Below are 24,813 nucleotides of genomic sequence, written 5' to 3' on the forward strand. Positions count from 1 at the left end.
AAAAGTCCATTTTAAATCTTTATTAAGTAAGATTTATCTAAAGTTTAACAACTTTAAGAATATTAAGATTTTTGGTTAAATACTTTTTTAAGTACTAATTTTGATTTCTCAAAAAAATATAAATGCGAACAATAGCAATTGGTGATATACACGGAGGCTTAAAAAGTCTTATTCAACTTTTAAAGAGAGTAAAATTAGATTCTAATGATAAACTGATTTTTGTAGGTGATTATGTAGATGGTTGGAGTGAATCAGCCCAAGTAATCCATTTCTTAATTGAATTAGTTAAAACGAATGATTGTATTTTTATAAAAGGTAACCATGATATTTGGTGTGAACAATGGCTGGCTTCTGGGATTATAAATGACATTTGGTATATGCATGGAGGTAAAGAGACTATAGAAAGTTATAGTGGTTTCTCCAAAGAACAGAAATCAAAGCATTTAGATTTTTTTGAGGCAATGCCCTTGTATCATATTGATTCAGAAAAACGTTTGTTTATACATGCCGGGTTTACTTCGATGCATGGTGTTGAAAGAGAGTATGACAAAGTAGCCTTCTATTTTGATAGAACCTTATGGGAAATGGCATTGACTATGGATAAACGTATAGAAAAAGATTCTAAAATTTATCCTAATCGTTTAAAGCACTATTCCGAAATCTATATTGGTCATACACCTACAATTAATTTTGGTGAAAATCAACCCATGAATGCTGTGAATGTATGGAATATAGATACGGGAGCGGCATTTACAGGGAAATTATCTGCTATTGATATTGAAACAAAAGAAATCTTTCAAAGTGATACTCTGAAAGAATTGTATCCTGATGAAAAGGGAAGAAATAAATAATTAATCTAATATCAGACTTCCTTTCAGTTTAAATTCGTCAGCTATAGCATTTTCTTTCATTTTTTTAAAGAAACTAGGTGAGTTAAACTTTACGCCGTAGATAGTTCTATCTATTGAAATGTTGAATGTCAGTTCTTTATAATCTTCGTCTATTTTGATTGTAAAAGATTCAGTTTTAGAAATATCTTTAATGGTCATGATTCCAGAGATTTTTGCTTTACCATCAGTTAGCGCAACTCCTTTAGAAAGCTGAAAAGTAGCTTCATTATAGGTTTTGACTTCAAAGAAATCTTCGCCTTTTAGATGTTTTTTTAAATCTTTGTTTTCATGATTTAAACTTTTCATATTAATACTAATACGTAAAGATTTTATGGTGTCATTTTCAATTGTAATGTCTCCGCTTTTTACATCTAATGTTCCCGTTAAAGAATAAGCATTGAAAGCAGCTTTACCTGTCCAACTCAATTTACTTTTTTTAATGTTTACTGTTTTGTTTTGCCCAAATGTATATAATGAGATAAAGCAAAAAGTGATTACTGTGGTTATATATTTAATTTTCATAATTAGTTCTTTAAAAGGTTAGATGTTGTATTTATAGTTCCGTAGCCGCAAATGGTGTCTCCGCTTTCATTGACACCAATAAAATACCACATGGCCCAACCTCCAAAGAGTCTTGAATCTATACGCCAATTTTTTGACCATACATAGGGTTCGCCTTGAAGCATGATTTGCTTTTTTGTTCCAAAGTTTTTATCTAAATCTTTAAGGTCATAAGATTTACGAAGATTCCATTGGTCATTATAAAATAAGTAGGCTCCATACTCGATGATTTTTACCTCACTCTTTTTAGATAAAATTGCAGTGGCATGTTTCCAATAGTATTTGTCTTTTATTTTGATAGGATCATTTTCTTTTGGAAAGTGAATCACTTCAATTTCGACTTCTAGATTTTTTAACTTTTCTGGTACAGACTCATTTTCTGGAGTTCCGTAATCGACTTGCCCAATAGCGAATTGAAATAGAATTAGTAATAAAAATGTAATTTTTGTTTTCATCTTAATACGAGTTTATCATTGATGAAACAAAGATGGTGTAATACCTATTGCAAGTCGACTCGATTATAGATTTGAGATCTTTTTTAGAAATAAACAAGGTTTCAATTAAGAAAATGAGACTAGATTTATTCCTGTTTTAAGGCGCTTGGCGATTTTCCTGTTAATTTCTTTACAGCACGATTAAATGAAGCTTTTGAATTAAAGCCAGCTTCAAAAGCTAAACTTAATAACGTATAATTACTGTTTTTAGGATCTTTTAAAAGAGTTTTTAATTCTTCTATACGATATTCGTTAATGAAATCATTGAATTTTTTTTCAAAAACTATATTCAGACTTTTGGTGGTTAAATACGATTTTTCACCAATTGATTTGGATAAACTGGATAATGTGATATCTGGATTTTTATAAGCTTTTTCTTCTTCCATTAAAGCTTTAAGTTTTGAGGCAATAACTTCTAATTGTAGCCTTTCTTTTGGATCTAAAACAGATTTTATTTTAATAACCTGTTTATCTTTTTTATTAAAACCTTCAATTCCAAGCCAATAGGTTATTAAAGCCATACCTAAAAAAATAGGATAATGGTAAAACCTATTAAAGGCGTAATCAAAGAAAATATAATCAATAAGTACAACAGCAATAACTATGATTGAATAATATTTCATAATTTTTAAAACACGTTTTATCCAATTCGTGTTTTTAACTATGACTTTATAGTTTTCAGAAGTTGTCTTTATAAGTAGTTTTTCGGATTTATAGATGTAGAATATAATTAGAGCAGCACTAATAACATATTGGGTTGGTTTATGCATCCAAGCTACATAGCCCCAATATCCCAACCACGATAAGCTTTCTCGTGTTCCATCCCAAAAAAAGTTTTGCGGCTTTATATAATTACTCCAAGTAAATTCAATAATAACTGGTAAAAAATGAATCCAATCTTGCTTAAAATTTAATTTAAATCTTGGCGTAACATAGGCTTTAACAAAAAAGAAAATAAGAGCGCCATAAATCCAATTGTATTCTAACAGAATGTGATACCACGTATCATAATTACCAATACCAAAATGTTTTAAAACCTCCACTAAAAGTCTGTAAGCAAAAAACCAAAGTATAACTGCTAAGAATTTATTAGCAACTTTATTTAGGCTTTGTTTTTTCCAAAGTATAAAGCCATAAACAAGACCTTGAATCGCTCCAATTGATAATACTATAGCAAGAAATAATTTCTACGGGTTTCACTTTTTTAAGATACATAAGATGACTTATGATGCAATATTCTTTTTGTAATAAGCTAATATTTCATCTGCAGTAGCTCCTAACCAGCGTTTCACATAAATGGTCCAAAAGTGGTATTGAATTTTCCAGATGCCATGTTTTTTGTATAAACGTGCTGAGGTTCTAATTTTTTTATTGATAACTACATACTGTTTTCTGGCAAAGAGCTCGTTAATAAGGATATTATCTTCGTAAATGATATAGCTTTCATCATAGCCTCCAATATCTTCAAAAAGAACACGTGTTATAAACTGACTTTGGTCACCACCTCTACATGCGCGCCAAGAAAATTGAGTTAACCAACTTGCTAAGCGTAACCACCAATGGTTGCTGTCAAATTGCATTCTAAAACAACCAGCATTATTTCCTTTACTAACTTCATTAATTATAAGTTGGTCAAAATCTTTGGGGGGAAATGCATCTGCATGTAAAAAATAGAGAATATTTCCTTTTGACTGATTAGCGCCAGAATTCATTTGTTTGGCTCTCCCTTTTTTGGAGGAAACAAGAGAAACATTATTAAATGATGATATTATATTTTGAGTTCCATCACTGCTACCACCATCAACAACTATAATTTCTGATATGTTTTGTGATGTAGAATTTTTAATTATATGGTGCAATAAACTACCAATAGTTTGCGATTCATTTAAAACAGGAATTACAACTGAAATTTTACTCATTCAAATCCCAGTTATAAGCTTTGAAACTTCTCTTTGCTTTGTTAGAAATTCTAATCTCAGAATATTGATTAAGAAAATCAATTAAACTTCCATTTTCTTCAAAGTCTTTTTTAAACCATTTGAAGATTTTAGATAACATGATTCTGTCTTTAGAAAGCTCATTTTTTGAAGTGTCAGATAAGAACTCCTTAGTAACATTGGTTAATTGTTCTTCAAAATTAGAAGAAGTAAAGGCTTCGTTTTGAAGTTTTGGACAAGATTCTGATGCACAAACAATAGCAAAATGAATTCTAGGTTCGTTCATTTTTCGTAAAATCTTATGTTCTATATCATTGAGATTTTGCCATTTACCTCCAAATTTCCATAACCGTTGATCCCAAGGGTCTTTTATATTTTTTATACTTTTAGTTGGGTAGTTTCTAATAATTAAATCTATGGTTAAAGCGTTATAGGCATTGATCCAATAGGCTAGTTTATCTTCTTTAGACCATTCGTTTGTAGGTGTTTTTAACGTTAAAGAGTTTATGTATGATTTTAATTGCTTTGCATCTTTTTTAAACCCAGAATAGTTAACGTTTCCATTTTCACTGGCATGTTTTTCTAGAAGTTCTTGCCAAATGATATGGCTAAAAGATTCAAAAGTTGTATCATGTTCTACAATAGGTTCCTCTTCTATAATTTCAGATTGTTCTTGGGTTATTTCCTCTGTTTTCTGTGGTATTGATGCACTATCAATTGGTGGTTTAATAGCATCTGGGACTTCTTCAACAACAGCTATTTCCTTTATTTGTTGAGGTTGAGTTTCAATTGCTTTTTTTGTTCCAAAACATGAAATCACAAAAATTGCCAATACTAATATTAAGACTGATTTCATTTCTTTAATGGATATAATTCCTGACTTACAAAATCTTTTGGAAATGTTTCATCACCTTCAAAACCAAGTTCTATATCTCTACCATCATAGGGTATAAAATTGGTTCTAAAAATATAATCCCAAAGACTTAATGTTAGTCCGAAATTAACGCCATACCTTACATGTTCCGGTAAACCTTTAGCATGATGCCAAATGTGCATTTTAGGATTATTAAAAATATATTTTAAAAACCCATAATCCCAACCTAAGTTAGCGTGATTAAGATGACCAATAGCAATACTGAAAAAGTAAACTATTGCTACATCCTGAGAGCTATAATTAGCTATTAGTGCTAATGGTATAAAAAGTAATGATTTATAGACTACAGGCTCCATCCAATGGTAACGTAAATGTGCTGCAAAGCCCATTTCCTTTACAGAATGATGCACTTTATGAAAGTTCCATAACCAAGACGAACGATGTAATAAACGATGCGTATTCCATTGTACAAAATCTGACACAAAAAAGAATATTAAAAGGCCTAACCATTTAGGAAGATCATTGGAGTCAAATAATTGAAGTTTAGACTCCGATAATCCAACTAATCCTAAAGTATCATTAAATAAAGTGGAAACAGCATTTGATAAAGCAATTAAAATAATAAGATTTAGTAAAAAGAAATTGAAAAACATGTAGAAAGTGTCTAACCAAAAATCTTTTCTAAATAAGGCTTGTTGTTTTCTCCATGGGAAAGCAATCTCTAGAATCCACACTAAAAGAGAAATGGCAATAAGACCGTAAAAATAGTTATCCCAATGATTAAGGTCTATCAGTTCATATTTGAGATAGTTCCAGTATCCCGAATATGAATTTTTTATGATGTCTATGTATTTTTCCATCTCACTTCCCAAAAAAGTAGGAATCTCATTTTGTCATTCCTGCGAAGGCAGGAATCTTATTGTATTAGTTAGTGAATTCCTATTTTCACAGGAATGACAATTATTGCCTAGCAACAGCCTCCACCATCATAGTGATATGTTGATTCACTGATAAAAATATCATCTCTATTTAAACTTGCTAAAGCACCTGCAGTTTTATCACAAATAGCAAGCGGCTGATTCTTTAATAAAATATGACCATTTTTGTCATCAACATAATCATCATCACCAAAATAGATAGCTGCTTTACCAGTAAAAATACATGGACCATCTTCTGGCATAGGGTCTTTAATAGCTGCAACCTCAATAGATTCTATATAAATTAATTCATCCGTATTATAGTGTTTTGGGTCTAGTATTCTGTAAGGCTTACGCGCACGAATTTCTATAGTGCCAAAACCAGCATCAGTTAGTGCCTTTACATAGTCTGCAATTGGTAAACTTCCACTTAAGCATAACGCTCTAAGACGATCATCATTTCTCAGTTTATCATTCATGGGTTGTTCACATGTAGGGTCACTCATCACCAAACGTCCATGTGGTTTTAAAACACGATACATTTCTTCAATAGCTTTCTTTAAATCATCTGCTTTAAAAATATTAAATAAACAGTTTTGAGCTGCAACATCGATACTATTATCTTCTGCAGGAAGATTCATAGCATCCCCTTTTTTAAGCTCTACAAATTCTGATTTAAACCAATCATTTTGTTCTTCAGCTACTTTAAAATTCTTACGAGATGCTTCAAGCATTTCATCGACTACATCTACTCCTACAACCCCACCTTTTTGTCTATTAAAATATGAGAATTGTAATAATTCCATGCCTCCACCAACACCAACATATAGCATTTTTGGATTGTTAGTCAAGTCACGAGCATGCACTGTAGAACCACAGCCATAATTCATTTCTTGCATTATTCTTGGGATTTTTAATCCTGGTAATTCCCAAATCGGATTTGTAGTACAACATAGACCAACATCTGGAGTTAATGCGGCTTCTTTATATAAATCGTTTGTAGCCTCTAAATAGCTCATATTCTATAACGTTTTTATTAATTCTTTAAATAATGTAATCATATCTGGCTCTGCTTTTCCGGCCATGGCGATTATTTCAGCAATATCAACAGGTTTTAAATTATTTGGGTCACATTCGTCTGTTAAAACAGATACTGCTGCAGCCTTTAAATTTAGATGATTTGCAACTATAATTTCTGGGACTGTGCTCATACCAACAGCATCAGATCCAATTATTTTTAGCATTCTATATTCTGCCCTTGTTTCTAATTGAGGCCCAACAACACTTGCATAAACGCCTTTGTGTAATTTAATGTTGTTTTCTTTAGCAATACTTTCAAATTTTGAATTGATTTCGAGATCGTAAGGTGCACTCATATCTGTAAAGCGCTCACCTAGTTCTGAAACACCTTTAAAAGCTAAAGGGGAGCCACCTTGTAAATTGATGTGGTCATCAATAAGCATTAATTCGCCTTTTTTAAAGTTTAAATTAATTGCACCTGCTGCGTTAGAAACTAATAAGGTTTTAATGCCTAGTTTTTCCATAATACGTACAGGGAAAGTAACATCTTGTAGACTATAACCTTCATAGACATGAAAACGCCCTTGCATTACTACAACTTTTTTACCTGCTAATAAACCATAGATGAGTTTTCCTTTATGAAACTCAACAGTCGCAGTTGGAAAATTAGGGATATGATTATAGCTTGCTTCAGCAATAATATCAATTTCTCCAATGAGTTGACCTAATCCTGTACCAAGGATAATTCCGACTTCTGGATTATCAAATCCTTTTTTTTGTAAATATTCAGTACTCTCTGTAATCAATTTAATCATTCACTTACTCTTTGATAAGCCTTTTCATCACTGTTTGATTGTCGGCCGTTAAACTTACCAAATATACACCAGTTTTTAATGAAGATGAATTTATATTATGATTAATCGAAGTACTATTGTTTGAACTGTAAACTTCTTTCCCTAAAACATTATAAATCTTAATATTTAAGTCTAATTGATTTATGTTCTCAATGTTAAGATTGTCTTTTGCTGGATTAGGATATAATTTTATTGAGTTTTCTAGACGACGTTCTGATACATTTAGAAGTGCGCAATCTGATCCTGTATTTACACCTAAAGTAATATGTCCCCATCTTTCATTTATAGCAATACATTGTATTACAATAAAGTCATAATCACTAAGATTAGTGTCAGTCGTAATTGGAAAGGTCATCATTCCAGTAATTGGAGAAGTACCAGGTCCACCAAATCCACCAGCATCGTTTTCAAGTTGACCAGATATCTGTACAGCATCAGATCCTGAAGTTGCAATATCATCTTTTTTTGAAATGTACACGCGTAAATCTGCACCTTGAACAGTCATAAAATCATTTTCAAAAACAACGTTTTTGTCACCATTGGATTCAAATAAGATTTCACCAGTGCCACTTATACTATAAGCTGGATCGCTTTGCACAAATGAACCAGAGCGTTCACATTGAGAATAAATAAATTCAGAAGTTGTAGCCACAAGTAGTGCTACTAAAAGTAATTTTTTTTCATAATAAATTGCGTTAGTTTTTTTTGAAATACTTTTGAAAGACTTTATATGGTTTTAAGTCTTCGACATAGTCTATATCGTTAAGTGTTTCTAAAACATACACACTATTATGATTTAATTTTGAAATCGTTTGTTTATAAACCGTTTCTGTTCCCCATGCTTTGATATTGAATACTTTTGGGTGTAGTTTTTTCATTCCTAGAAGATAATAACCACCATCTTTAGCAGGACCAATAGCTACATCACTATGATCTAGTGCATTGAACGCATTTTCTATGATAGATTCGTTTAAGTCTAATAAATCACTGCCAATAATAATAACCTTATCGTAGTTTAATCTAAAAAGTGCTTCGAATGCATTTTGCATACGCTGACCTAAATCATCACCTTTCTGTAGTTTTTTGTTGAAGTGCTTAGTTTCCCAAATATCCTTTTCACTGATAGTTTCTGAGTAAAACACATAACGTGAAATATCAATTTTTAAGGAAACATCAGCTGTATGTTGGAGTAAATATTTATAAACATCTAGAGCATTCTTATCACCAATAGTTTTAGCTAATCGAGTTTTGCATTTTCCAAGTTCTGGGTTTCTTGTGAAAATAATTAGGGCATTTTTACTCATGCTTTTAGAAAACTTTTTTCCCAGAAGTTAGCCATTTTGACCACTCTTCAGAAAATGTATGTACATTTTCAGTGGGTTCATCATCAGTATCATAAACTGTGAAGTCATTGTTTTTCCATTCAAAAACACCTCCAAATAGATTGTAGACATTAGTGTAACCAGCTTCTTTGAGTTTCTCGCCAATATCTTCAGAACGAATTCCGACTGAACAATAAACCACTAGTGTTTTAGATTTATCAGTAACTTGTTTTTCTACAGCTTCAATATCGAAATGATCGTAGCCTACCTGAATGGCATTTTTAATATGGCTGACTTCATATTCTTTTATTTCCCTAGAATCTAAAATTATAGCTTCAGAATCTGGTAATGCCAATTCTTGTACAGAGATATAAGGAATACTTTCTGTATTATACTTTTTAAGCAATTTTGAAATGTTTTTCTGAGCAAATCCAATGCTAGAAATAAATAGAACTATAAGTAAAATTGTTTTTTTCATAATATTAAGCTACGGAACCTTGACAACTACTACCTGCACCTGCAGTGCAACCATAACAGTGTTGAGAAATGACAATATTTCTACCTTCAAGTAAGTCTTCATTATACTCTGATATGTGCTTTATCTTACTATTTACGGGTAATTCTAGCATCTGATTAAAATCGCAATCAAACAGATAACCATCCCAACTCACAGAAAGTGTATTGGTGCACATTACATTCTCCACAGCTGCAGGATTATAAGCTTCAATCAATGAATACATATAATCTTCATAATTTTCAGAGGCAATTAAATAATCTAAAAACCTGCTAATTGGTAAATTAGTAATTGCAAATAGATTATGAAACTGAATATTAAAATCTTCCAGCAATGCTTTTTTGAAATCTTTTTCCATTGAAGCCTGATCTCCAGGTAAAAATGCACCTGATGGATTGTAAACTAAATCTAATCGCAAATCGCTATTAAGCATTCCGTAACCAACAGCATTTAGTTCTTGGAGGGCCTTTATTGACTTATCAAAAACACCATCACCACGTTGCTTATCTGTTTTTCCACGCGTCCAGTGTGGCATTGAGCTTACGACATGTACATTATGCTTTTTAAAGAATTCTGGTAAGTCATAATATTTTTTATTTGCACGAATAATAGTGAGATTAGAACGCACAATAAAATCTTTTATGCCCGCTTTAGCAGCTTCTTCTACAAACCATCTAAAATCTGGATTCATTTCTGGCGCTCCTCCAGTTAAATCTAAAGTATGTGCTCCTGTGTTTTTAATCACTTCAAGACACTCTCTCATAGTGTCTCTGGTCATAATTTCTTTTCGGTCAGGTCCTGCATCTACATGACAATGGTCACAAACCTGATTGCACATATAGCCAACGTTTATTTGAAGAATTTCAAGTTTTTTTGCTTTTAACGGAAATTGACTGGTTTCAGAAATCTTAGCTTTAAACGTAGGTAGTTCTCCATTTTGGAATATACCATTCGAAAGGATTTCTAATTGCTTATTACTTTGTGCTAAATCGCTATGTCTTTTTTTAAGGGACTTTGTTGCCATTAATTAACCATCTAATTTATTAACCTTATTCATCATCTGCACTCCATGTACTAGAGTGGCTCCACTTTTTATTGCAGCACCAACATGTATCGCTTCCATCATTTCTTCTTTTGTCACTCCGCGCTGTAAAGTATCCTTTGTATAAGCATCTATACAATAAGGACATTGTTCAGTATGCGATACAGCAAGAGCTATCAATGATTTCTCACGAGCTGTAAGTGCACCTTCTTCAAAGACTTTGCCATAATATTCAAAAAACTTGTTCCCAAGTTCCTCATCCCATTCTGTTATATTTCCAAATTTCCTTAGATCTGCTGGATCGTAATACGTCTTAGACATGTGTAGTTATTTATAAAAATTACTAGAAATCAATATAGCACTTTTTGTCGAAGTAAAAACTTAAAGATTACAGAAAAAATAGAAAATATTTTCATCTAAAAAGCCTTACATTTAAATCTGTTTTTATTTAGCATGAAGAATTGGATAGAAATTTTATCAGAATTTAAAAAAAAGCAACAACCCGTTGCTCTTGTTACTGTAACAAAGTGTCATGGTTCAACGCCTTGCGTACTAGGCTCGCGTATGATAATTACAGAAGATAAAGAGATTCATGGTACAATAGGAGGAGGGAAGTTAGAGTTTCTTGCTATTGAAAAAGCAATGGCAGCTTTAAGCGAAAATAAAATAATAGAATCTGGTTATACATTAGGACCAGAATTTGAACAATGCTGTGGAGGAAAAGTTGAATTTATTATAGAACCTATGAATCAGACACCAGAATTATTTTTATTTGGAGCAGGACACATCGGAAAAGAAATAGTACAATTATTAGTTGGTACACCTTTTAAAGTTAATCTTATAGATTCTAGAGAGAATTGGTTTAATGAAAAGGAAATTGATGAAAGTATTAATCAATGTGAGGTAAGTGAAATAGATTTTAAAACTTTTAGAGATGCAGTACGTTGGGGAAAAAGTTGTTATGTTTTAGTGTTGACTCACAATCATGCTATAGACTTCGATATTATTTCAATGGCATTACAAAACGAAACTAAATTTCTAGGTTTAATAGGAAGTAAAACAAAAAAAGCACGTTTTAATAATATGCTCATTAAAGAAATGAATATTGAAGAAGGTATGAGTAATGTAGTTTGCCCAATAGGATTACCAATTGGTGGAGATACACCTAAAGAAATTGCAATAAGTGTAGTTGCTCAATTACTACAAGTGCATTATCAAGGGACTGCCGAATAAATGAAGAACAACAAATCCATTATTGATAAATTAACAGCGCTTTGGGCACTTAATGAATCTGGTTTAGGAGGGTTTTTACACGTCTTTAATACTCCTTTCACAGGCTTAATAGTTGGTGGTATTGCCATTTTGCTAATTAGTTTAATCTCCTATTATGCAGAGAACAAGTGGCAAGCTATTTTAAAAGCTTTGGTTATTGTTTTGATTATAAAGATGGCAGTTAGTCCATACTCGCCATTTGGAGCTTATGTTGCTGTTAGTTTTCAAGCGGTTTTTGGGGCGTTCTTATTTTCTAAATTTTCATGGAAAGGTGCGACTATTATTGTTTTAGGAATGGTAACTTTTTTAGAATCTGCGCTTCAAAAATTATTAATTCTAACCATTGTTTATGGCACTGAACTATGGGAAGCCATTAATTTATACGGAGTTTGGGTTCAGAAGAAATTAAATTTTATGTCTGAGACTTCTACAACGTCTTTTTTAGTAACACTATATCTATTAGTATATGGGATTTGTGGCATTTTAGCAGGAATTTTTATCAAGAACATTATAAAAATTATAGCAAATAAAAAGGAAACTGATTTTTATCTAGATCATGAGATTAGCACATCTAAGGATGAGAAAAAGAAAGTATCTTTTAAAACTAAAGTTATTTGGGTTTGGTTAATTACTGTTGCAGTAATAGTGTTGGCATTTTCATTTTTTGGAGGCAATTTATTCGGTTGGCAAAAGGCTATTTATATTTTATTACGAAGCTTTTTAATTTTAATGCTATGGTATTTAGTTATAGGGCCCTTTTTATTGAAAATGGTTCGAAAATACCTCAATAAAAAAGAATCACAGTACAAAGAAGATATTACTAATGCCATGGATTTATTTCCGTACTTCAGACGAATACTGTCTTATACGTGGCAAGAAACAAAGCATCTAAAAGGCTATGCACGTTTTAAATATTTTATGGCTAATAGCATTTCTAATTGTATTCATTTTAAAGTGCCTTCAGAGTGATATATATTCTAAAAGGTGATATCAGAACAGGGAAGACAACAGCCTTATTAAACTGGATTGAAAAGCGCAATGATGTGGATGGTTTACTTTGTCCTGATAATGAAAATGGAAAGCGCTACTTTTTAAAAGTGAAATCTAGCGAAGAATTTGAATTTGAAACTGAACAAGAACCTGAAAAAACGATAACAATCGGACGGTTTCATTTTTTAAAATCTGCTTTTGATGAAGCGAACGATTATTTAATATCGAAAGGGAAAGCCCAAAAAAGTAAATATCTCATTATTGACGAATTAGGAAAACTGGAATTGCAGCATACAGGTCTAGATGATGCAGCTAAAGTATTAATTCCTGATTGTATTTTTAATGATAAAAACCATCTAATTGTTGTGATTAGGACGTCTTTGATTGAGAAGGTGGTCGAACACTATCAGATAAAATCATATACTTTAATTACAAAGGAAGATTTAGCTAAAGAATGTTTCGCTTAAGGCATAATAAATTGCCATTAACGCAGAGAATATAGCACTTCCCAAAAAGCGCCATTTGAGTTTAAATCGATTTTGAATGATATAATTCGCTATAAAAGAAATAGGAATATTGACCAAAAATGACCAACAAGCGATTCTAAATACATCCCATAAAATTGATTCATCTTGGCCTAAAAATAGTTTAATAAATAGTAAATGTCTTGCGATCCAAATGGGATTAAAATATAAAATAGCCAACCCTGTTTTTGTCAGATTTGCTTTTAAGCCTTTTAGGTGTTGTGTTTTTTTGATAATCCAGTCAAAGTAATTTGGAATTTCTAATGCATAAACTGTTGCTCCAATGAATACCATTCCTAATAAGCGTATCAAAGAAAACTCATCTAATAACAGTGCAGCAATAGTATCTCCAGCACTATAAATAAGTGCGCCTTTTAATATGTTTTGTTTTCTGTAGTGTATTTCGATATGGCTATTATTTATTATGTAAACCCATCAAAACCTTTTCGGGAGTCATTGGCGCATGGAATTTTAAATCATAGTTAGGGTTAAATGCCATCATTGCATTCTGAATTGCAAAATAGGCTCCAATCCCATACATTAATGGAGGTTCACCAACGGCTTTAGATTTTAAAATTGCTAATTCGTGTCCTTTAGTTTCTACAGGAATAACTTCGACGTCTTTAGGAACTGAAAATATATCAGGAATCTTATAAGTTGATAGCGCATTTGAAAGTAATCGACCTTCATCATTATAAGCAATCTCTTCCATAGTCATCCAGCCAATACCTTGTGCAAGTGCACCCTCAACTTGTCCTAAATCAATCCCTTCACTCATACTTTTTCCATAATCGTGAACAATCTTTACCCAATCAAACTCGTACGTACCACGTGTACAATCTAAAGTTACTGTGGTAATAGCTGTGCCATAAACATGGTAAGCGAAAGGGTGTCCTTTTTCTTTGGTTTTGTCAAAGTGAATTTCTGGCGTGGCGTAATGTGCATTTTCGGTTAATGCCACACGTTTTAACATGGCACTGCTTATGAGTTCTGTCCAAGATAACTCAGACTTTTTATCATTTATGTAAATGAACTCATCTTTAAGCTCAATGTGTTCTGGTTTCGTATTTAAATCTTCAGAGGCGACGAGTTTTAATCGCTTTAATAATGAATTACAAGCCATCAAGGTTGCTTTTCCATTTAAATCTGCAGTAGAACTCGCAGCAGAAGGTGAGGTGTTAGCAACTCTTGTTGTGTTGGTGGTTTCAATCTTAATTTTTTCTATTGGGATTGAAAATACTTGCGCTGCAATTTGCATCATTTTGGTATTTACACCTTGTCCCATTTCTACTGCAGCTGTACTAATCCCAACACTACCATCTAAATAAATATGAACCAAAGCACGTGCATGATTCATTGATGTATTGGTAAATGAAATACCAAAACAAATAGGCATAAACGCAATACCTTTTTTAAAGCTTGTATTATTCTTGTTGAATTCTTCAACGTCGTGTTCTAAAGCATCACTACTGAATAATGATTTCGCAGAATCCCATGTGTTTTTAGCTTCTACTTTTTTAGCAATCTGTCCATAAGAAAACGTATCGTTTTCATCTAACAAGTTAATCTCTTGAATTTCTCTAGAAGTCACTCCAATTTCTGAAGCTGCTTTTGCAATCGCAGATTCTATAACATACATACCTTGTGGTCCACCAAAACCTCGAAAAGCTGTGTTGGGTGGTAAATTGGTTTTACAACTTAAAACCATTGTTTTTACATTAGGAATATAATAACTATTAGTAGCATGAAATAGCGTACGTTCAGCAATAGCAGGAGATAAATCGGCTGCAGCACCAGAGTTCTGAAGAAACTCAGCTTCATATGCCAATATCTTTAAATCCTTAGATAAACCAATTTTATAAGTGCTTTCATAAGGATGACGTTTGCCTGTCATATGTAAATCGTCATGACGATTTAGTATTAATTTTACGGATTGATTTAAATGATAAGTGGCCAAAGCTGCCATTACAGCCCAAGGGGTTGCCTGGTCTTCTTTTCCACCAAAACCGCCTCCAAGACGTGTGACATCAACTTCAATTTTATGCATTGCAAGGCCAAGTACATTAGCTGTTGTTTTTTGAACAGCTGTTGGTCCTTGTGTTGATGAGGTGATTTTTATGTTACCATTTTCCAAAGGTTCTGCATAAGCTCCTTGTGCTTCAATATATAAATGCTCTTGTCCGTTTGAAAACGTTTCACCTTCATAAATATACTCGCAATCTTTGAATGTGTTTTCGGTGTCACCTAAACTAAAAGAGCGTGGTGCATTAATAAAACTACCTTTAGCTTTAGCTTGTTTTGCAGTTGTAATAACTGGTAACTCCTGAATGTCAATTTCAATTAAGTTTCTAGCTTTTCTTGCAATGAATTCAGATTCTGCAATAATAAGTGCAATTGGCATTCCCCAAAAATGAACCTCATTTTCTGCAAATAAAGGTTCATCTCTAATGATGCCTCCAATCTCGTTTTCGCCAGGAATATCTTTATAGGTAAAAATACGTTCTACACCGTCCAAAGCTTCTGCCTTAGAATAATCGATGGACTTTATTTTGCCATGTGCTTTTCGTGAATCAAAAACCACAGCATGCAAGGTGCCTTGTCTCACATTAACATCATCAACATATAAAGATTCGCCACGAACATGAGTATATGAATCTAAGTTTTTTATGCTTTGCTTTAAAGCTATAGAAACAGCATCTAGTTTAGAGTTAAGTTCAGTATTTGATTTGTTTTTATGCATGCTGAACAAAATCGTTTAAGGTGAATGTTTTCGGAAATAATTCTGTAAAATGTGCAAAGAATAATTGGCGTCCTAATAAGCGTTTGTAATCACTTGAGCCTCTAACATCACTGATTGGACTGATTTCATGTTGAAGGATGTCATTGGCTTCTAATATTGTTTCAGAAGTCAACGGTTTTCCTTTTAAGAACGTAGAAGTTTTATGTAAATACTTTGGAATGGCAGCAACACCACCAATAGATACATGTGCTTCTGAAATTATATTATTTTCAATAGATATATGAATCGCAGAGTTAACACTTGCAATATCTAAATGAGTGCGTTTACACACTTTTTCAAAATTGAAATAAGATGCTTTTGTTGGTAATTTAAAGCTGATGTTTTTTAGAAGTTCTTGGTCTTTTAAATCATAGGTTTTGTAGCCTTTATAAAAGTCTTTAAGTGCGATAGTTCGCTCTTTGTTGTCTTCATTTATAATAGTGATGTCACTATTTAAGGCTAAAAAGAAAATCGTCATATCACCAATTGGTGAAGCATTGACTAAGTTTCCGCCAAAGGAAGCCATGTTTCTAATTTGTTCTGAAGACACCAGTTTTAAATGTTTTTTTAAGTTAGGCAAAATAGCATTGAGTTCCGTATGATTCCATAAATCTGAAACGGTTGAATTTGTGCCAATAGTACAAATACCATTCTCTATAGAGATACCTTTTAAATAGTCTTTCTCTGCAATAAGATGTACAGCACTATCTATTAAATTATCAGCTTGTTGTACATATAAATCGGTTCCGCCAGAGACATATTTTCCTTTGGGTTGATTTATATCTTTAGCCTTTAAAGCTTTTAATCGTTTTGGGATATCTTTAAAATACTCAGGAATAAACCCGTTTTCAATTAACCAATTAAATGATTGATTCTCTTGATGCTCTAATTTTTCAACCACTTGATGTACTGCTTTTTCAATGGCTTTATAGCCTGTGCAACGACAAATATTACCACTAATAGCATCAAGCGCATTGCTATAATTTTTTTCTGAATTTGATAAAGCAAAACCCGTTAAGGATACCACAAAACCAGGTGTGCAAAATCCACATTGTGTGGCATAATTTGCTTTCATGGCTTCTTGTGCAGTCGTTAATTTGTTTTTAAGATTTGTGCCTTCAACGGTTACAATATGTTTACCATGTGCATTTCCTAACGGAGAAATACAAGAGGTGATACTTAGGTATTCAATAGTGTTATTTTTTAATTCTCCAACTAAAACTGTACACGCAGCACAATCACCTTCACGACAACCAATTTTAGTTCCCGTTAGACGTTGTTCGTAGCGTACAAAATCCAATAAAGTCATTCCAGAATGATCTGAAGTGGTAATGGTTGTTGTTTAGAATGAAGGATATCATATATTAATATTCAGTCTTGTCTTCTTTTTTAGTCCACTCTTGGAATGGTTCTAAAGCAATCTCTCGAGCTAATTGCTCAAAAGGAATGCTTCGTTCTGCATAAGGTAACGGAATTTCTTTATAAATAAACTCATCATCAAAGCCAATATTGGCAGCATCTACTTGATTACTTCCGTAATAGACTTTATCTGGTCTAGCCCAATAAATAGCACCTAAACACATTGGGCAAGGTTCACAAGAGGTGTAAATTTCACAACCATCTAACTGAAAAGAATCCAAGTTTTTGCATGCATCTCTTATCGCGGTAACTTCGGCATGAGCGGTTGGATCATTAGTTGAAGTCACTTTGTTGTTACCACGCCCTACAATTTTACCATCTTTAACGACGACGCATCCAAATGGACCTCCTTCATTATTATTCATGCCTTTTAGAGCTGCCTTAACAGCTTCTTTCATGAAGTGTTGTTTATTATGATCTGACATTAATTAGCTTTTTTTTGAAGTAAATTTTAGTATTCGAATTTAAAAATACTTAACAAGCTAATATACCAATTTTAAAATTTTCTGTCGGGATGAAAAGGATTTAAATATAGTGTTGGCTTCTTATTAGAAATAATCTCAGAAACTAATAAGCCTGTCGCAGTTCCCATACTCCAACCCATCATTGCGTGACCAGCTGCTATAGTTAGATTTTTACATTTTTTTGATTTTCCTATATATGGCAAACCATCTGGTGATACAGGTCTTAAACCGCAAGCTGCGTCATCTTTTTCTAATTGAGTTAATTCAACATTAGGGTAATAACGTTTAGCTGCATCTGCAATAGCATCAACTCTAACTTTATTAATATTATGGTTGATGCCAGCAATTTCCATTGTTCCTGCAAATCTTGTAAAACCATTCATTGGTGTTACTGCAGTTTTGGCTTCAGCTAAAATGGCTGGAATTGTAATTCCTGTTCCTTTTTCAGTATTTATTCGGTAGCCTTTTCCGGCTTGTAATAACAATTTAAGGCCTAATTTTTTACTTAAAAGAGAACTCCAAGAACCAGCAGCTAGAATTATTTCGTCTGCAATTAAAGTTTGTTTATTAGTTTTTAGAGACGAAATATTTTGATTTTTTACTGTAATATCTTCGACTTTTTCATTCGTGTAAATTGTAACTCCGCAATTAGTTAAATGTGTTATCATATCCTTCATAAACTCATGAGGTGTCGTATGGTGATCACATTCAAAATAGGCTGCTCCAATAACGTCTATTTCAACATTTGGCTCTAATTCTTTAATTTCTTTAGGTGTAACTCCTTTAGCTTTTAGTCCAAGGTCTGTAGCCATTTCCGCTAGCTTTAATTCTTCATCTAAAAGCTTTTGCGTTTGACAAAGCATAAAAAGACCTTTCTTATCATAATGGGCTGTAAAGTTTTCTGAAGTTTTTATTTCTTCATATAATTGCTGACTCAACACTGAAATATCTCTAATAACAGGCCCAGCTTTTTTAACATGATTGGCACTACAAGATTTATTAAAAGCCCAAGTCCATTTTAAAAAATCTAATTCTAATCGAGGCCTAATGTATAAAGGGCTAGATGAATTAAACATCCACTTTAAGCCTTTTTTCATCACACCCGGTGCAGACAATGGAATGATGTGACTTGGTGAGAGATAACCAGCATTAACATAAGAGGCACCTGCATCTAAATTAGATTGATCAACAATAGTAACTTGATGACCTTCTTTTTGAAGATAATAAGCAGAACATAATCCTATAATTCCACCTCCGATTATAATGACATTTTTACTCATATTTAAATGACTTGAAATCCATAAGCATAGGGATCATCCTCTGGATCAATTGTTATTGTATTTTGTCCGTAAACTTTTGCCCAACCTTTAATGCTAGGTATAATAGCTGGGCTATTTCCAAGTTTAGTTTCTTTTTCTACACAACCGATAAATGTACTACCAATATAACTCTCATGAATATAATTCTCACCTACTTTTAGCTTTCCTTTTGCATGTAATTGTGCTAATCTAGCTGAAGTACCTGTTCCACAAGGGCTTCTGTCTATGGCTTTATCTCCATAAAACACAGCATTTCTACCATGAGATTTTTTGTCAATTGGATGACCTGTCCATAGCATATGTGTAACATCTTTGATAGTGTTATTCTCAGGATGAATAAACTCATTAGGATACTTTGTATTAATACGATCTCTTACAACTTGAGAGTATTGGATAATTTTACTAGCTGTAAAATCATGCACTCCAGAAAAATTCTGCTGTGGATCTACAATGGCATAGTAGTTTCCTCCATAAGCAACATCAAATTTTATTTCACCAAGTTCAGGACATTCAATAGAAAGTCCTTTAGCTGCTAAATAACTTTTTACGTTCGTTAGTTTTACCCAATCGACCTTGTTATTTGTTTGTTGGTACTCAATTTCAACTAAGCCAGCTGGTGCTTCCATTTTTATCTTTCCAGGTGTTTTAGGAGTTATTAAACCTTCTTCTATAGCAATAGTGATTGTTCCTATAGTACCATGTCCGCACATTGGTAAACAACCAGAAGTTTCAATAAAAAGTATAGCAAAATCATTTTCTGGGTTGTGAGGTGGATACAGAATACTGCCACTCATCATGTCGTGACCACGAGGTTCAAACATTAAACCTTTTCTAATCCAATCGTATTCTTTTAAGAAATGTTGACGTTTTTCACTCATAGTATTTCCAATGAGTTTAGGACCACCTTCTTTAATCACTCTTACTGGGTTTCCGCAAGTGTGGGCATCAATACAAACAAAGGTGTGTGCAACCATTTAAATATTATCAGAAGTTTGTTTATTGTTTACTAATCTTGAAATACCAAGAGGATTTTCATTTTTTAATTCATTAGGGAGTAATTCATTTGGCCAATCTTGATAACTGAATGGTCTTACCCAACGCTTAATAGAATGAATGCCTACAGCTGTAAAACGACTATCTGTTGATGAAGGATATGGTCCTCCATGAACCATAGATGGACAAACTTCAACACCAGTTGGTACTCCGTTATAAATAATGCGTCCAACACGATTTTGTAATGCTGAAACTATTTCAGGATGGTTTGAAGCTTCATCATTATCTGCAATCAACGTTCCTGTTAATTGACCTTCAAGATTAGAAATTATGGTTTTTAATTGTGTTTTGTTTTCACATTGAACAACAATTGAATAAGGTCCAAATACTTCTTGATGTAGGGTTGGGTTTTCTATAAATGTTTTCCCTTCAACAGTAGTAATAGCTTGTCTGGCATAGTTGGTTTGTACATCAGATTCATAATCTGCAGTAACTGTAAGACGAGGTTGCGAAATTGCCTTTTGTTTATTGTGTTCATACGCTCCAATAATATTTGGATGCAGCATACAGGAAGGTTCTATCTTAATGATTTCATTGGATAAATTTTGAACAAAATTTGATAGCCCTTCACTTTTAACTCCTAATAATAAACCTGGATTTGTGCAAAATTGACCTGTACCTAAAGTTATTGAACCTGCATAAGTTTTTGCTAAACTTTCATTTCTATTTTTTAAAGCTTCAGGTAAAATTACAACTGGATTGATACTTCCCATTTCCGCAAACACAGGAATTGGTTCTTCACGTTGTGCAGCTAAATCATATAATGCTCTTCCTCCTTTAATACTTCCTGTAAAACCAACAGCTTTTACACCAGAGTGTTTTACTAATTCTCCTCCAACATGAATTCCGCTAGAATTTATATTAGAAAATACACCATTTGGCATATTAGTCTTTTTTGCAGCTTTTATAATAGCAGAAGCGACTAATTCTCCAGTTCCAGCATGCATTGGATGTGATTTTACAATTACAGGACAACCAGCAGCTAAAGCTGCAGCAGTATCTCCACCAGCAGTGGAGTAGGCTAATGGAAAATTACTAGCTCCAAATACAACAACTGGTCCTAAAGGAATTAGTAGTTTACGAATATCAGATTTTGAGATAGGTTGACGATCTGGTTGTGCTGTGTCTATTGTTGCTTCTACCCAAGAGCCTTCAGTGATTAATTCAGCAAAACTTCGTAATTGCCCGACGGTTCTTCCACGTTCACCTTTCGCTCTGCCTTCTGGTAATCCAGTTTCAGAGCAGTAAGTTTGAATCAATTCATCATCAAGCGCTAAAATTTCATCTGCAATTGTATTTAAAAATTTCGCTTTTTGTTTTCCTGAAGTCGTTCTAAATGGTTTAAATGCTTCAGATGCTAATGCAACTGCTTCATCAATTTCTTCAGAAGTGGCTTCTGTAAAAGTAGAATCGTTTTCAATATTTAATTGTGGATTAAAGGTCTGGTAGGTTTTAGAACCTTTAGCTGATAATTGATGTCCTAAATAGTTTTTTCCTGTGATCATCCTTACTTTTTTTAAATGTTTTTTTCAAATTTACTGGTTTGTAAACTATTTTTTTAAATATTTCAAAAGCTTAACCTATTAAGTCTAGAACTTCAAGTCTTTCTTTTGCCAGAATATATCTTGTACGGACATCATCAATTTGCTGCTGAGTTAATTTCTTGCCAAAAGTACGAAGCCCTCCAGCAACATCGTTATGATGAATTCCCATAGCGAGCTTAAGGTATTCCATAAGCAATGGCTGAGCATCGAGATAGGATAATGAATTTAAAGCCTGAGAAATTTTGTTTGCCTCAACCCATTCTCCATTTAAAACATACTCCTGCATCGTAACACTAGCTTTTGGGAAGACACAACCTACACCTGTAATTCCACCACATGCTCCGGCTAATCCTGCATATACAGTAACTGTATCGACACCTGCTAAAACTTTTAAATCTTTGTTCTCTAACGTCAGCGTTTCAATAATTGAAACATCTATAGTCGATATTTTAAGAGCGGTTACATTAGGGAGAACAGAAAGTCTTTTAAGAAGGTCTGTTGAGAGCGCATGATAACCGGCTGCATCAGGATTGTTATATGGCATAACTGTTACGCCTACATCTTTTGCAGTTGCTTCAGAAAGTGCATAGTACTCATACATTTCTTTTTCAGAAGGAACCGCCTTAGTTTTTGGCGGCATGACCATGACTGTATCAACTCCAACTGTTGCAAGTCCTTCAACGATTTCAGTAAGTTCTTCCTTAGTTTCTGCTGCTGCTCCACTAATCAACGGGACATTGTATTCTTTAGCAACCTCAGATAGGGATTTAAGTAAGGAAAGACGCTGCTTTGTGTTCAGGTAGCTATTCTCACCCAGAGTTCCAGAACCCACAAGTCCGCTCATTTTGCTTCCGCCCTTTCCTTGAGCTTTTAAAATATCTGCTGCCTGTTTTTGTGTTGCATCAAGGTCAATTTCAAGAGCGCCTGATTTTGATTCTTTCAACCATGTAAACACGGCTGGCATTACGCCATTCCATTGTATGCTCATTAGAATTTGTTTTGTTAAATAACTTTTGGCGTAAAATTAATTGAGTTGTGTAAGAACAAATAATGATTTTTTATTCTATAATAATACTATATTATCAATTTATGTTTATTTAGCACTATTTTTGAGTAGTATATGATCATTTTTATTTGAAAGTATTACCATTTATTATTCCAAAGCCAGAAAGAGGCGGTTTGATTTATCAGGTTGACAAAGTAAATTTGTTTTATGATAAATTGCATCAGCACGAAGAAATTCAATTGAGTTTTATCCTTGAAGGAAACGGAACTTTAGTTGTTGGTGATACCATAAATAATTTCACAAAAGGTGAAGTTTTAGTCATTGGAAGTAATATTCCACATGTGTTTAAGAGTGATAAAAGTTCACAAGAATCACATATGCTAACGCTTTTTTTTACGGAACACTCTTTTGGTGAATCGTTTTTTAATCTTGAAGAGTTAAAAGATATTCAGACTTTTTTTGAACGTTCTAAATATGGGTTTAGGCCACAGTCTCATATTGAAGAAATGAAAAATCTATTCCTTAAGCTTGAAAAAGCTTCAAAGCTAAATCGATTTATAATTTCATTACAGTTATTGAATTGTATGGTAAAATCAGACTATACAAGTTTATCGTCATTTGTGTATGATAAAAAATACAGCTTGGTTGAAGGTGACCGAATGCGAAATGTATTTGAATTTACATTAAATAACTATTCGGAAGAGATCTCTTTAGATACAGTTTCAAAAGTAGCAAACATGACAAAGAATGCCTTCTGTAAGTACTTTAAAAAACGAACCAACAAAACTTATATTCAATTTTTAAATGAGTTTAGAATAGAAAAGGCAAGTAAATTATTAAAAGAAAAAAGTGATTATAGTATTGCTGAAATTGCCTATATGTCTGGATTTAGAAATATTTCTAATTTTAATAGAGTATTTAAGAAGTTAAAAGGAGAGACTCCGTCTAAATTTAAATAAATTAAAAACCCAAACATATAGTTTGGGTTTTCTGATTAATAGCACATTAGTTTAAGCAACACATTTGGAAATGGGAACGGATGTATTTGCGTTAACTTTAAAAATTGGTTTCAAGAACCTTGCCAATTGATCAAATTCGATTAAAAATGCATCATGACCATGAATGGATTTAATTTCATGAATGTTTACATTTTGCTTTAAACTTTTTAACTCAACAAATGTGTTCCAGTTTTCTTCTGGTTTAAAGAATAGATCTGAATTAATTGTTATTAAATGTATACATGAAGATATTTTTGAAGCAACTTCTAAAAAGCCTTCTCTTCCCTTAGCAATATCTATAGTTCTTAAGATTTGATTCATCATTTTATAAGCAGATAAGTTAAAACGATTACTTAAGTTATCACCATGATAATTTAACCAAGATTCAATATTAAAAAGTGAATCATCTCTTTTAGTTCTTTCGAATTTTTGAGTTAGAGATTCTGGCGTGCGATAAAGTGTCATTGCATGCATTCTTGCATCAGCTAATGGCTCATTAGAATGGTTTAATATAGCATCTTGTATATGACAATTTGCAATGAGCCAATCTGTAGATTTCCAATCGGTTGCAACCGGAATTAAATGCTCAATTAAATTGGGTTTTAGAGCTGCTAATTCCCATGCAATACCTCCACCAACTGAACCTCCTATAACAGCAAAAAGCTTTTCAATTTTTAGTTGTTCTAGACCCAACGCAAACAGCCTAGCTATGTCTCGAGCCGTAAAATATTTATAGTTTTCAATTAAGTTTTCAGGTTTATTGTCATACCCATTTCCAGGGATATTGAAGGCTAAAATACTGTATGAATTAGTGTCAATACATTTATTGTCTCCGATTAAATCGTTCCACCAACCATGCTCTCCTATGACTTTAGAATTTGCTGTTAGTGCATGATTTACTAATACAACAGGAGCATCATCTAATGTTTTTCCAAATGTTTGATATGATAGATTAATGCTAAAGGTTTTTCCACTACCTGTAACATAATCAGGAATATTTATATATTTTAATTCTTTCAT

Annotated in this window: 27 protein-coding genes; 5 read left to right on the top strand and 22 right to left on the bottom strand. The window is 32.8% G+C overall.

Annotated elements, in window-relative coordinates; translation table 11 throughout:
• The first annotated feature begins 122 nt into the window (after positions 1 to 122).
• Positions 123 to 851: a metallophosphoesterase family protein gene (locus tag WPG_RS08885; RefSeq protein WP_045471458.1), complete on the top strand. Its 729-nt coding sequence runs from the start codon at positions 123 to 125 to the stop codon at positions 849 to 851.
• On the opposite strand, the gene WPG_RS08890 is transcribed toward WPG_RS08885, so the two are convergent.
• The 13 genes from WPG_RS08890 to WPG_RS08950 form a co-directional block, all read right to left on the bottom strand.
• The gene (locus WPG_RS08890) at positions 852 to 1,412 is read right to left on the bottom strand and encodes a YceI family protein (protein ID WP_045471461.1); all 561 of its coding nucleotides are present in this window, start codon (positions 1,410 to 1,412) and stop codon (positions 852 to 854) included.
• A 2-nt stretch (positions 1,413 to 1,414) separates the two neighbouring features.
• On the bottom strand, positions 1,415 to 1,906 hold the full coding sequence (locus WPG_RS08895; RefSeq protein ID WP_045471464.1) for a hypothetical protein: 492 nt from the start codon (positions 1,904 to 1,906) through the stop codon (positions 1,415 to 1,417).
• Between the two features lie 125 nt (positions 1,907 to 2,031).
• A complete protein-coding gene (locus WPG_RS08900) occupies positions 2,032 to 2,988 on the bottom strand; it encodes a helix-turn-helix domain-containing protein (RefSeq protein ID WP_231850161.1) in 957 nt (318 codons plus the stop codon).
• Positions 2,989 to 3,168: 180 nt separating this feature from the next.
• Complete coding sequence (locus WPG_RS08905; RefSeq protein WP_045471470.1) at positions 3,169 to 3,864, bottom strand: TIGR04283 family arsenosugar biosynthesis glycosyltransferase; 696 nt, start codon at positions 3,862 to 3,864, stop codon at positions 3,169 to 3,171.
• Positions 3,857 to 4,738, bottom strand: a complete 882-nt coding sequence (locus WPG_RS08910) for a DUF547 domain-containing protein (RefSeq protein ID WP_045471473.1) — start codon at positions 4,736 to 4,738, stop codon at positions 3,857 to 3,859. Before WPG_RS08910 ends, WPG_RS08905 begins: the two co-directional genes overlap by 8 nt.
• Positions 4,735 to 5,616, bottom strand: coding sequence for a sterol desaturase family protein (locus tag WPG_RS08915; RefSeq protein ID WP_045471476.1), 882 nt, complete (start codon positions 5,614 to 5,616; stop codon positions 4,735 to 4,737). Before WPG_RS08915 ends, WPG_RS08910 begins: the two co-directional genes overlap by 4 nt.
• A 107-nt stretch (positions 5,617 to 5,723) precedes the next feature.
• Positions 5,724 to 6,692 carry an arsenosugar biosynthesis arsenite methyltransferase ArsM gene (arsM, locus tag WPG_RS08920; RefSeq protein WP_045471479.1) on the bottom strand — a complete coding sequence of 323 codons (969 nt, stop codon included), beginning with the start codon at positions 6,690 to 6,692 and terminating at the stop codon, positions 5,724 to 5,726.
• A gap of 3 nt (positions 6,693 to 6,695) precedes the next feature.
• Positions 6,696 to 7,508, bottom strand: a complete 813-nt coding sequence (locus WPG_RS08925) for a purine-nucleoside phosphorylase (protein ID WP_045471482.1) — start codon at positions 7,506 to 7,508, stop codon at positions 6,696 to 6,698.
• Between the two features lie 4 nt (positions 7,509 to 7,512).
• Positions 7,513 to 8,199, bottom strand: a complete 687-nt coding sequence (locus tag WPG_RS08930) for a T9SS type A sorting domain-containing protein (RefSeq protein WP_045471486.1) — start codon at positions 8,197 to 8,199, stop codon at positions 7,513 to 7,515.
• A gap of 43 nt (positions 8,200 to 8,242) precedes the next feature.
• Complete coding sequence (locus tag WPG_RS08935) at positions 8,243 to 8,851, bottom strand: TIGR04282 family arsenosugar biosynthesis glycosyltransferase (protein ID WP_045471489.1); 609 nt, start codon at positions 8,849 to 8,851, stop codon at positions 8,243 to 8,245.
• Between the two features lie 4 nt (positions 8,852 to 8,855).
• Positions 8,856 to 9,347, bottom strand: coding sequence for a rhodanese-like domain-containing protein (locus WPG_RS08940; RefSeq protein ID WP_045471492.1), 492 nt, complete (start codon positions 9,345 to 9,347; stop codon positions 8,856 to 8,858).
• Positions 9,348 to 9,351: 4 nt separating this feature from the next.
• Positions 9,352 to 10,407 carry an arsenosugar biosynthesis radical SAM (seleno)protein ArsS gene (arsS, locus tag WPG_RS08945; protein WP_045471495.1) on the bottom strand — a complete coding sequence of 352 codons (1,056 nt, stop codon included), beginning with the start codon at positions 10,405 to 10,407 and terminating at the stop codon, positions 9,352 to 9,354.
• A gap of 3 nt (positions 10,408 to 10,410) precedes the next feature.
• A complete protein-coding gene (locus WPG_RS08950; protein ID WP_045471498.1) occupies positions 10,411 to 10,746 on the bottom strand; it encodes an arsenosugar biosynthesis-associated peroxidase-like protein in 336 nt (111 codons plus the stop codon).
• Between the two features lie 132 nt (positions 10,747 to 10,878).
• Here WPG_RS08950 and xdhC point away from each other — a divergent pair, with 132 nt between their 5' ends.
• From xdhC to WPG_RS08965, 3 genes are read left to right on the top strand one after another with little or no spacing between them, the layout of a single operon-like run.
• Positions 10,879 to 11,658 carry a xanthine dehydrogenase accessory protein XdhC gene (xdhC, locus tag WPG_RS08955; RefSeq protein WP_045471501.1) on the top strand — a complete coding sequence of 260 codons (780 nt, stop codon included), beginning with the start codon at positions 10,879 to 10,881 and terminating at the stop codon, positions 11,656 to 11,658.
• Positions 11,659 to 12,666: a hypothetical protein gene (locus tag WPG_RS08960; RefSeq protein ID WP_045471504.1), complete on the top strand. Its 1,008-nt coding sequence runs from the start codon at positions 11,659 to 11,661 to the stop codon at positions 12,664 to 12,666. It abuts the gene before it with no gap.
• Complete coding sequence (locus tag WPG_RS08965; RefSeq protein ID WP_045471506.1) at positions 12,663 to 13,154, top strand: nucleoside-triphosphatase; 492 nt, start codon at positions 12,663 to 12,665, stop codon at positions 13,152 to 13,154. Before WPG_RS08960 ends, WPG_RS08965 begins: the two co-directional genes overlap by 4 nt.
• Here the strand turns inward: WPG_RS08965 and WPG_RS08970 are convergent.
• The 8 genes from WPG_RS08970 to WPG_RS09005 form a co-directional block, all read right to left on the bottom strand.
• Positions 13,131 to 13,523, bottom strand: a complete 393-nt coding sequence (locus WPG_RS08970; protein WP_197539912.1) for a hypothetical protein — start codon at positions 13,521 to 13,523, stop codon at positions 13,131 to 13,133. The two genes, WPG_RS08965 and WPG_RS08970, sit on opposite strands and share 24 nt — an antisense overlap.
• Positions 13,524 to 13,626: 103 nt before the next feature.
• Positions 13,627 to 15,951 carry a xanthine dehydrogenase molybdopterin binding subunit gene (locus WPG_RS08975; RefSeq protein ID WP_084221555.1) on the bottom strand — a complete coding sequence of 775 codons (2,325 nt, stop codon included), beginning with the start codon at positions 15,949 to 15,951 and terminating at the stop codon, positions 13,627 to 13,629.
• Positions 15,944 to 17,323, bottom strand: a complete 1,380-nt coding sequence (locus WPG_RS08980; protein ID WP_262507866.1) for an FAD binding domain-containing protein — start codon at positions 17,321 to 17,323, stop codon at positions 15,944 to 15,946. Before WPG_RS08980 ends, WPG_RS08975 begins: the two co-directional genes overlap by 8 nt.
• A 31-nt stretch (positions 17,324 to 17,354) precedes the next feature.
• Positions 17,355 to 17,834 carry a nucleoside deaminase gene (locus WPG_RS08985; protein ID WP_045471515.1) on the bottom strand — a complete coding sequence of 160 codons (480 nt, stop codon included), beginning with the start codon at positions 17,832 to 17,834 and terminating at the stop codon, positions 17,355 to 17,357.
• 71 nt (positions 17,835 to 17,905) lie between these two features.
• Positions 17,906 to 19,153 carry an NAD(P)/FAD-dependent oxidoreductase gene (locus WPG_RS08990; RefSeq protein ID WP_045471518.1) on the bottom strand — a complete coding sequence of 416 codons (1,248 nt, stop codon included), beginning with the start codon at positions 19,151 to 19,153 and terminating at the stop codon, positions 17,906 to 17,908.
• 2 nt (positions 19,154 to 19,155) lie between these two features.
• Positions 19,156 to 20,166, bottom strand: coding sequence for a 4-hydroxyproline epimerase (locus WPG_RS08995; RefSeq protein ID WP_045471521.1), 1,011 nt, complete (start codon positions 20,164 to 20,166; stop codon positions 19,156 to 19,158).
• On the bottom strand, positions 20,167 to 21,750 hold the full coding sequence (locus WPG_RS09000) for an aldehyde dehydrogenase (NADP(+)) (protein ID WP_045471524.1): 1,584 nt from the start codon (positions 21,748 to 21,750) through the stop codon (positions 20,167 to 20,169).
• A 70-nt stretch (positions 21,751 to 21,820) separates the two neighbouring features.
• Positions 21,821 to 22,777 carry a dihydrodipicolinate synthase family protein gene (locus WPG_RS09005; protein WP_045471527.1) on the bottom strand — a complete coding sequence of 319 codons (957 nt, stop codon included), beginning with the start codon at positions 22,775 to 22,777 and terminating at the stop codon, positions 21,821 to 21,823.
• Between the two features lie 146 nt (positions 22,778 to 22,923).
• Here WPG_RS09005 and WPG_RS09010 point away from each other — a divergent pair, with 146 nt between their 5' ends.
• On the top strand, positions 22,924 to 23,754 hold the full coding sequence (locus tag WPG_RS09010) for an AraC family transcriptional regulator (RefSeq protein ID WP_045471531.1): 831 nt from the start codon (positions 22,924 to 22,926) through the stop codon (positions 23,752 to 23,754).
• A gap of 51 nt (positions 23,755 to 23,805) precedes the next feature.
• Here WPG_RS09010 and WPG_RS09015 read toward each other — a convergent pair whose 3' ends face one another.
• Complete coding sequence (locus tag WPG_RS09015) at positions 23,806 to 24,813, bottom strand: alpha/beta fold hydrolase (RefSeq protein ID WP_045471533.1); 1,008 nt, start codon at positions 24,811 to 24,813, stop codon at positions 23,806 to 23,808.

Source organism: Winogradskyella sp. PG-2, assembly GCF_000828715.1.
Lineage (GTDB): Bacteria > Bacteroidota > Bacteroidia > Flavobacteriales > Flavobacteriaceae > Winogradskyella.